Source organism: Ruthenibacterium intestinale, assembly GCF_040096265.1.
Taxonomy (GTDB): domain Bacteria; phylum Bacillota; class Clostridia; order Oscillospirales; family Ruminococcaceae; genus Ruthenibacterium; species Ruthenibacterium komagatae.
In genome coordinates, this window is the sequence record NZ_JBBMFA010000038.1 from 1 (window position 1) to 3,626 (window position 3,626).

The following is a 3,626-nucleotide window of genomic DNA, read 5'->3' on the forward strand; positions in this document are numbered from 1 at the left end:
CCCCCCCCCCCCCCCCCCCCCCCCCCCCCCCCGGTCGGAGGAAAAGCAATGGATTAGATGTAACCGGCCTCCTCGTACACTTTTCTCACTTCCTCATTGGCCTGGTCCATGGCATCCTGGGCACTGATCTGCCCGGCGAACACATCGGAGATGTATCCGCTGACGATGTCGGCCACCTCGGGCCATTCGGGGGTCAGGGGGCGGTATTTTGCCATGGCGTAGTTGGCCAGGCTGTCCCGCATGGCGCCCAGCCATGCGCCGTCGCCGATGTCGTTCACTTCGATGAAGGCGGGGTCCTCGTACACGGAATCCCGGGCCACGGTGACCAGGTTGCCCTCGGTGCCCAGCCGGACCATAATCTCCTCCGACAGGGCCCACTGGATGAAGTGCCAGGCGCGCTCTTTGTTTTTGGCGTTTTTGGGGATGTTGACCGAGTGCACGTTCAGCGGTGCGCAGCGGCCTTCGGGACCGGCGGGGACGGGAGCGAAGCCCACCATGTCCTCGGTGGTCTTGGACATCTCGGGGTTGATGTAGTTGGGCACGATGGCCGCGCCGTCGATCCACATGGCCAGATCGCCCTGTTGGACCGCCACGGTGATGTCCTCAAAGTTGCAGGTGGTGGCGCCGGGGATGGAGTAGTTCTGCAGCAGATCCGCGTAATACTCCACGGACTCCACCACTTCCGGCGAATTGAGGGTGGGGGTCATGTCGTCGGGGAAGTTTTCCACAAAGTCGCCGCCCATGGAGTACATGACCATGGGCCACTCCCAGATCAGACCCTCCGAACCGCCGGCGCTGCGGGCGCCGCGCATGGCCACGCCGGCCACGCCGTCCTTGTGCAGCAGCTTGGCGTACTCCCGCAGCTCTTCCCAGGTCTCGGGGGGCTGCTCGGGGTCCAGGCCCGCGGCCTCAAACAGGTCTTTGCGCCAGTACAGCAGGGTGGTCAGGCTGCACACCGGCAGGCCGTACAGCTTGCCGTCGTAGCGCTGGGCTTCCAGCGAGGACTCCGCCAGGCCGTCCAGTGCCAGCACCTCGTCGTCGGTGATGGACTTGTCGGCGATGAAGTCATCCAGGGGGAACAGCCAGTCGTTGGAGGCGTACTGCAAAAACTGCGGGCTCATCAGGTAGATCACGTCGTAGGCATCGGAGCCGGAGGACATCTCCACCAGCATTTTCTGGAAGTAGGTGTCCACGCCCAGAATGGTGTAGTTGATCTTCACGCCGTACTCGTCCTCGTAATCGCTGTAGATCTTCTCCAGGGACTCGGCGAAGTTGCCGGCCACCAGCATCACGTTCAGTTCCTTCTGCTCTTCCAGGCGCTGGGCCGCGCCCGTGTCACCGGTCTGGGCCGCGCTGCCGCCGGACCCGGCGGAGGCGGTGGACCCGGCGGTGGAGTCGCCGCCGCAGGCTGCCAGGGAGAGAACCATCGCGGCCAGCAGGACCGCGGAGATCCATCGTTTCATGTTCGCAAACATTGTGTTCCGCTTCCTTTCTCTTTGGGTGGTGCTGTCCCGGCCGGGGCCGGGAACCGCGGTGTGTAAACGGTTCGGTTCAAAGTTCCAGATAATCCCGCATCACGGCGGCCGCCTCGGAGAAGTCATTGCCGCCGCGCCCGTCCTTCAGGCCGGTGCGCAGCAGATCCAGCGCGCCGTCCAGCGCAAAGGCCGGGCAGTTCAAATCTTCATACAAGCGCTTGACATATCCCAGATCCTTCAGCCCGAACGCCAGCGCGAAGTCCAGCCGGTAGTCCCGGTCCTTGACTTTCTGGCCGTAGAACTGAAAGACCCCGCAGTTGGTTTTCTGCTCGCAGATGATGTCAAACAGCTGCTGGGTATCCAGCCCCAGCTTCTCCATCAGCGGGAACATCTGGGAATAGGTGATGGCATACATCAGGCCCGTGAAATTCAGCGCCAGTTTCACCAAATGTCCGTTGCCCGGGCCGCCCACGTAGTCCGCCCGGCTGGTAAAGCACTGGAACACCGGCGCGGCCGCGTCAAAATCCTTGCGGTCGCCGCCCACGGTGACGGAGATGGTGCCCTCGGCCGCCATCTGGGGGTTGCCCATCAGCGGCGCGTCCAGGAATGCGCCGCCCGCCTGGGCAAAGCGCTGCTGCAGCTTTTTGGTGGACAGCGGATAGCTGGTGGACAGATCGATCACGGTTTTGCCTTGGACACCGCAGGCCAGAAACGTCTCGCACATCTGCTCCACCTGCACCGACGAAGGCAGGGACAGCAGCGTCACCTCGCTGCGCCGGAACAGCTCCGCCGGGTCCCGGGCCAGCTCCGCCTTGCCCCGGAACGCCTCCATGGCGGCGGGCGCGATGTCGTACACCATCACGTCGTGACCCCGGCGGACAAAGTTGCCGCAGGCGCCGCCGCCCATGCGGCCCAGGCCGATAAATCCGATTTTCATAAACACCGTCTCCTCCTTTGTTCCATCTCACAGGGATCCCGCGCTTTTGGTTGTCTTCATTGTAGCAGGCCGGGCGGCGCGCGTGTGTAACAATTTTCACCAATAATAGCAACATCCAAACGAACTTGTATCCGGCGGCTGCAAAATTATCAATTTCTTATGAAATACTGTAAAAATCGTATTGTATTTGGATAAAACTCCCAAAAAGCTCGGTTTTCATCTGTGAATTTAGTGAAATTGACGCCCCAGTCGAACTGTGCTACAATGCGTTGCAAAGCGGCCGGCGCCGCTGATTTCAATGGAACAGGAGGACTTATCATGATCGTCACCCTTGAAAATTCGTCCTTTACCGCCCGGGTGAACACCTTCGGGGCCGAGCTGTGTTCTTTGCGCCGCAAGCAGGACGGCGCCGAGCTGATCTGGCAGGGCGACGCCCGTTACTGGAGCGGGCATGCCCCCACCCTGTTCCCCATCACCGGGAAGCTGCGGGACCTGCGCTTCACCCACAAGGGCCGCAGTTACGAAATGCCGCCCCAGGGCTTTGCCAAGGATTCGCCCTTCACCGTTGAACAGCAGTCGGACCAGGCGCTGACTTTGTGCCTGACCTCTTCGGAACAGACGCTGCAGTGCTATCCCTTCCCCTTCCGGTTTCTGTGCACCTTCGCCTTGACCGACCAGGGCCTGGCGCTGACGCGCCGGGTGGAGAACACCGGCTCGGAGGAGATGTTCTTCTCGGTGGGCGAGCACCTGGGCCTGGCGCTGCCCCCGGACACCCCGCTGGACCAGTGCCAGCTGACCTTTTCCACCCCGCAGACCGCCTGCAACTGGCGGCTGGACGGCGGCCTGCTGAAAGAGCGCCAGGCCTTTTTGGACAACGCCTCGTCGCTGGCGCTGTCCAAGAAGCTGTTCCGGGAGTACGGCTGTCTGGTGCTGCAGGGGCTGAACGCGCCCTGGATCACCCTGCGCTGCGGCGGACGGGACTGGGCCCGGGTCTCCGCCCAGGGCTTCCCCACGGTGGTGGTCTGGTCCCCGGACAACGCGGGCGCCTTCGTGTGCGTGGAGCCCTGGCAGGGCCTTCCCTCGGACAGCGCCGCCGGGTACGAGCTGGCCCGGCGCCCCTGCATTCTGCGCCTGGCCCCGGGCCGGGCCTACGCCTACACCCTGTATCTGGAAGCACTGTGAACGGCGCGCAAGAGCGCCCGCCCCGGCCGGGG

The 3,626-nt window shown here is 63.3% G+C and carries 3 protein-coding genes; 1 reads left to right on the forward strand and 2 read right to left on the reverse strand.

All coding sequences use genetic code 11. The annotated features are described in order from the left end of the window. Positions 1-53: 53 nt before the first annotated feature. Both WMO24_RS01670 and WMO24_RS01675 read right to left on the reverse strand, forming a co-directional pair. The gene (locus WMO24_RS01670) at positions 54-1,463 is read right to left on the reverse strand and encodes a sugar ABC transporter substrate-binding protein (RefSeq protein ID WP_349214434.1); all 1,410 of its coding nucleotides are present in this window, start codon (positions 1,461-1,463) and stop codon (positions 54-56) included. A gap of 88 nt (positions 1,464-1,551) precedes the next feature. Continuing rightward, positions 1,552-2,412, reverse strand: coding sequence for an NAD(P)-dependent oxidoreductase (locus WMO24_RS01675; protein ID WP_349214436.1), 861 nt, complete (start codon positions 2,410-2,412; stop codon positions 1,552-1,554). A 318-nt stretch (positions 2,413-2,730) separates the two neighbouring features. Between WMO24_RS01675 and WMO24_RS01680 the strand changes: the two genes are divergently transcribed. Next, entirely contained in the window at positions 2,731-3,594 is an 864-nt protein-coding gene (locus WMO24_RS01680; protein WP_349214438.1) for an aldose epimerase family protein, read from the forward strand. Positions 3,595-3,626: the final 32 nt, after the last annotated feature.

Bases quoted from the DNA above. Each gene is read 5' to 3' on its own strand.
- WMO24_RS01670 (WP_349214434.1), bottom strand. From the start codon at position 1,463: ATGAAACGATGGATCTCCGCGGTCCTGCTGGCCGCGATGGTTCTCTCC.
- WMO24_RS01675 (WP_349214436.1), bottom strand. From the start codon at position 2,412: ATGAAAATCGGATTTATCGGCCTGGGCCGCATGGGCGGCGGCGCCTGC.
- WMO24_RS01680 (WP_349214438.1), top strand. From the start codon at position 2,731: ATGATCGTCACCCTTGAAAATTCGTCCTTTACCGCCCGGGTGAACACC.